The sequence below is a fragment of the Okeania sp. SIO2F4 genome, assembly GCF_010672385.1.
GTDB lineage: Bacteria > Cyanobacteriota > Cyanobacteriia > Cyanobacteriales > Microcoleaceae > Trichodesmium.
Genome location: NZ_JAAHGT010000693.1, coordinates 1 through 5196 on the forward strand (window position 1 = coordinate 1; position 5196 = coordinate 5196).

General features: G+C 38.3%; 5 protein-coding genes. 1 reads left to right on the forward strand and 4 read right to left on the reverse strand.

What is annotated here, in order from left to right; translation table 11 throughout:
- Both F6K22_RS42615 and F6K22_RS30615 read right to left on the reverse strand, forming a co-directional pair.
- On the reverse strand, window positions 1-295 hold a 295-nt coding region (locus F6K22_RS42615), incomplete at its 3' end, for a calcium-binding protein (protein WP_375340211.1).
- On the reverse strand, window positions 226-699 hold the full coding sequence (locus tag F6K22_RS30615) for a calcium-binding protein (RefSeq protein WP_293106918.1): 474 nt from the start codon (window positions 697-699) through the stop codon (window positions 226-228). The genes F6K22_RS42615 and F6K22_RS30615, both read right to left, overlap by 70 nt.
- A 522-nt stretch (window positions 700-1221) precedes the next feature.
- Here F6K22_RS30615 and F6K22_RS30620 point away from each other — a divergent pair.
- Window positions 1222-1428, forward strand: coding sequence for a hypothetical protein (locus F6K22_RS30620; RefSeq protein ID WP_293106921.1), 207 nt, complete (start codon window positions 1222-1224; stop codon window positions 1426-1428).
- Between the two features lie 151 nt (window positions 1429-1579).
- Here F6K22_RS30620 and F6K22_RS30625 read toward each other — a convergent pair whose 3' ends face one another.
- Both F6K22_RS30625 and F6K22_RS30630 read right to left on the reverse strand, forming a co-directional pair.
- The gene (locus F6K22_RS30625; protein WP_293106923.1) at window positions 1580-2188 is read right to left on the reverse strand and encodes a C39 family peptidase; all 609 of its coding nucleotides are present in this window, start codon (window positions 2186-2188) and stop codon (window positions 1580-1582) included.
- 443 nt (window positions 2189-2631) lie between these two features.
- Window positions 2632-5196 (reverse strand): DUF3536 domain-containing protein (locus F6K22_RS30630; protein ID WP_293106926.1); only part of this gene is annotated, 2565 nt, incomplete at its 5' end.

Genomic DNA, 5196 nt, shown 5'->3' on the forward strand with positions numbered 1-5196 from the left:
TAACAGATAACTCACCTGTAGCTGAATTAAAGCTGACATTATTGAGACTGCTGATACCATAGCCAGACATATCAATCTTAATCATGTCTCCTTCATTGCTATTGAAGTCAAGAATAGTGTCTATAGTGTCAGCGTTATTACCACCTACGAGAGTATCGTTGTCATGACCACCATTGATATAATCGTTTTTAGAACCACCGCTGAGATAATCATTATCATGACCACCTAAGAGAGTATCGTCTCCCCATGCACCCCAAATCGAATCGTCACCAATAAGATCCGATAGATAGTCGATGTTACCTTGACGTTACCTTGACCCCAGATAATATCGTCACCCATATTACCATATATGGTATCTTTGCCATAACCACCGTGAAGGGTATCATTTCTCTTATAACCATAGATAGTGTCATCACCACCCCAACCGACAATCTTGTTCGCGTCATCATTTCCGCCAATCTCATCGTTACCTACATCACTACCAACAATATTCTCAATGTCATACAACCGAACCATTAACATAGTAGGTCTGATCCTGTTTAGTGTCTGTTGTTGCATTAACCTCAAGTATGAAGTCACCAACAAGAAGTCTATACTTAGATATCCTGTCAAGATTACGGGTTGCCATTGTTTTGTTTCCTCATGTTTTTTTATTTGATTGGGAAGAGGTTGTTCTCTTTCCCTTGTGAATACAAGCATAATTATAATTCCCGGAAAAAACAATCAAAAAAGTTCAGTTTTATTCAGGAATTTTTCATCCGTAAATTCACATAAAAGTTCAGTTTTATTCAGTTTTATTTGGTTGACAAAAAAATCATACTTAGTGAATTCCTTATAGAGAATATACTCCAGCATTTTAGAGTAGATATTCTACTTAAGCGTGGCGAAACCTCAACGACGAGCTATGTCCAAAGCAACTTATCGTCTAGGACAAAGAAACTTATTTTTCTTGACAATAGTTCAAGAAAACGTTATTCTAGATAAAATAAACAAAATTAATCGTTCATCTTTCCCATAGCGTCAAGGCTAATTAACCAAAACCTTGAGGAAGACGGAAGTAGGGGTAGAAATATTAGCTAAAAATAAAAACCTATCTAAAAATATCTCTATCTAATAAGGTGCTATAAAAAGCTTAAACCTTGTTAGTTTTTACTTGGGTAAGTTTTTAGTAAAGGATCTATCCCGAAGGAACGTACTACTCCACTATTTGAGGTAGTTGTGATGATTCCAACTTCATTGATGAGTCTTGTCATCTCTTTCTTGGCTATTTATATGTATCTAAATACTACTGAAGAAATTGTCAAAGTAGTAACGGCAGGGATGGCATTAATATCTCTATTTTTGAGCTTTGTTTTTGCTCCCTGGAGCGTTGTTTTAGTTTTGGTAGTATCTTTGGCGATATTCCAATTTCCTTTGTTGAAGTATTAGAAAAGAATACTTGCTAGCATCCTAGTTTTGCTCAAACAATAAATCAAAAAATTTATCCACCTCCGTTTTCAGGTGGATAAATTTTATTTCAGATAGAACAAACAGTAATAACTCAATAACTATCAATCACCTTAGCAGGCTAATATTATTTTTAGAGGTTGTAGGCCAAACCAGTCTTTTTATTATCTACAGCAACAGGAATTCTGCCCCATCCTGCCTCAGCGCCCATATCAAGCCATATTTGCTGCAAAGTGTCAAAACTGTAGGGATCGTACGCACCATTAGCACCTATGTCATAAGAATTAGAAGCGCCATGTCTAACACCATAAGGATCGTGAACAAAAATTTGCTCTTTATCCAAATCAAAGCCTGTTGCTACAACCATGTGTGTGCTACTCTTATAAGCTACTCCTAAAAGTACTGGATATCCAGCTTTTAGACAAAGCATTAAATCATCAAGAGAGAGTGTATAAGAAAAATAAGTTTCTACTCCGAAATCTCTTAATGCTTTAGTCTGTGCGTCATGGTCTGTGGTGTCACCATACATTGCTAATGTTTCACCATAATAACTTTCAAATTCTTTGAAGTTCCGAATCTTTGATTCTTCTCTTAACCATGGCTTTAAAGCTGCTAAGAACATAGCACAAGAAGTCAAATTTGCCTGGCGACTTCCTGCTCCAAAATAATGCCTGTCGTTATCTAATTGAGTAAAATAAGGTACATCTAGCTTTTTCACCCGGGTGTCTTTTGGTTGTTCCATATTTGATGTTAATTAATTTAGACATTTATTCAAAAATATATTATAGCAATGTGCGCTGGCATATTTACACATGATTTTTTTGTACACCCTTTCTAGACTGCACTTTGAGCTGGAAGTTGTAAATACCTGAGCGCTCATTGCTATATAACATGACCAGGACTTAATAATGCGATCTATAATTTAGGCATTTATACCTTTTTGGTTGACGCCAAACAAAGTATAAATGCCTAGATTTAAGCATATTTTCTGATTAATACTAATTTCTATTCCCTATTCCCTAAAGTCGTAAAACTTTGCACCTCATCAACTCCAAAACTGCTTTAAATTATGGAGGAACTGTGTGGTGAATTACTTCAACACACAGATTAGTTATCACTTAACTGTTTCAAGATTCACCATAGATTTCCAATACTCCTAATGAGTACCGATCGCTTAGTGCTTCTTTAATACAACTGATTCAACCACCGATCTACATCAATTGCTAATTTCTTACCCAATTGTAATAATTTGCGAATTTGAGGTAATTCCCAGGTTTTTTCTACTCCAATATCTCCTGAATTTTGTTCCATCTGAGGATTATTTCGCTTTTGAATATAACCCAAACAAAGAGGTACAATTTGATTTTCCAGAGATTGGAAATAAATCTCCTGAGCGCCAATTAATGACAAACCTAAATTTAATTTATTTCCTACTTCAACAAGTCGCTCTAAACCTTGGATATCTAATTCCAAATTATCCGGTTCGTTATCATACAAAATGTGTCTGATGCAGCTTACAATTAACCTTTCTAAAGATTCCTTAACTTCCAGGTTGTAGAATCTACATTGCTGCTGACCGACTTCACTAGCAAGAGCTTCTAACTCTGCCAAATGACTGATACTTAATTTTCCATCACTACTTTCTGCCTCTAAAGTCCGCGCACTTGTTAATAACCGATGACCTAATGCCACTTCAGCAGCTACCTGTAACTCCTGGGGTACAGGTAAATTATCTCGGCGGAAGGCCATCATTATGCTATAATTATCTCGGTACACCTGAGTATACAATTGATCCAGGCGATTCAGAGTTTCTTGACTCAATAGACCCATTATCCGTTGACGTTCCTCGGCAAACAGATCCCCTAGACCAAATGAAGATTTTCCGAATAACTCAGCCATACTCATAACTATATTAGCAACACTGCCTTCTTGTAAAGCATCAAATAGCTTTTCTTTGATTTCCGTATAAACCCGACGACCTGTAAATGGTTGAATACAGCAATGGAAATCCCATCCTCCTAAATGCAGTACAGCAAAAACAAATTCTTTGCACTCCAGTGTAATTTCTGAAGCTAATTGTAGCTGACCTACTGCCAAACTAAGATTACCCATGCGTCGCATTTGATAATCATTTTGTTTAGTGTTGTAGCAGTAAACTCGTTGTTCGCGAGTATAAGTAGTAAATAAGGAATTAATCGCATAGTGAGCTGCTACTTGTTCCAAAGTAATTTGAGCTGTGGCAACTAACTGTCGATAAACTTCATCACCTGTTTTGAACAAATCTACGTTACTAGGGGCAAAAGAAAGTTTAGATACAAATTCTTTCTCTAATTGTACCCCTGCTACATCACCTGTTAATTCTATTGCTCTGGCAGCATAACGCAGAATTTGAGTACCTTCTGGTCGAGATATTTCATCAAAAAACCAGCCACAACTTGTAAACATTAATAGAGAATGTCTTTGCATTTCTAATAAACGCAAAGCATCTACTTTTTCAGCTTCTGTAAGGTCGTGGGTTTGATGCTTAGACAAGAAGTTTTTAATGTTCTTAGTGGAGCGATCTAAAATTACTTTAACGTATTCATCTCGTGCTGCCCAAACATCCTTGAAGAAGTGACGACCAAAGTCTTCATAAATGTCAACAAATTGATCCCGTAACCAATTGAGTGAATCCCGTAATGGTCTCCGCCATTTCTGATGCCAGGTACCACCACCACCACAACCACAATCATCTTGCCAACGGTCTACGCCATGACAACAACTCCATGCTGTTACTGGTTTTAATGCGACTTCCCAAGTTGGAGGATTAATACTGAGGTAATGAGCAAAGTTAGTTACTGTCCAATTGCGATTAGGAAATTCTCCCAAGAAACTATAGGCAAGACATTTTTCTGTACCGCCTTTGTGATGACCGAATGTTTCACCATCAGTGGCAACAGCAATTAATTGGGAGGGGCGTTGGTCTCCCCGTATTGCTTGGCCAATTCGTCCGGCCAAGTTATGAGAACTATTGAGGACATCATTAAAGCCCATATCTCTTGATATAGGACCGTCATAGAAAAAGATATCAATGTATGGAGTTTCTGTGGAGTTGTCACTATTGCTACCCCGCAAGAAACAACGATAAGGTCGGGTGGGATCGATTTGACTGCCACCTACTTCTATCCATTCTGGGTCAGGGTTATCTGAGCTAGAGAATGGACGACAACGTTCGGCTTGCGAAGGAGCTAAAATAATGAAGCGAATCCCTTCTGCAACTAAAACTTCCAGGGTAGGATAGTCTATGGCAGTTTCTGCTAGCCACATTCCTTCAGGGTCCCGACCAAACCTGGAGCGGAAGTCTTCTTTACCCCACCGAATTTGAGTATATTTATCTCGTTCGTTGGCGAGGGGCAAGATGATATGGTTGTATGCTTGGGCGATCGCGTTACCATGTCCATCGAGTCGTTGACAACTTTTCCGGTCTGCCTCAATAATTTTTTGATAGACTTCCATATCATGGCGTTCCAACCAACTCATTAGAGTGGGACCGATATTGAAGCTAAGATATTCATAGTTATTGGTGATCCCCACCAATTCTCCTCGGTCATTTAAGACGCGGGCAAAAGCATTGGGGCGATAGCACTCATGTAAAATGCGTTCATTCCAGTCATGGCAGGGAGCTGCACTAGGTTGACGTTCAATAGCATCTAGATAAGGGTTTTCCCTGGGGGGTTGATAAAAATGACCGTGGATAGTTACATAAACACC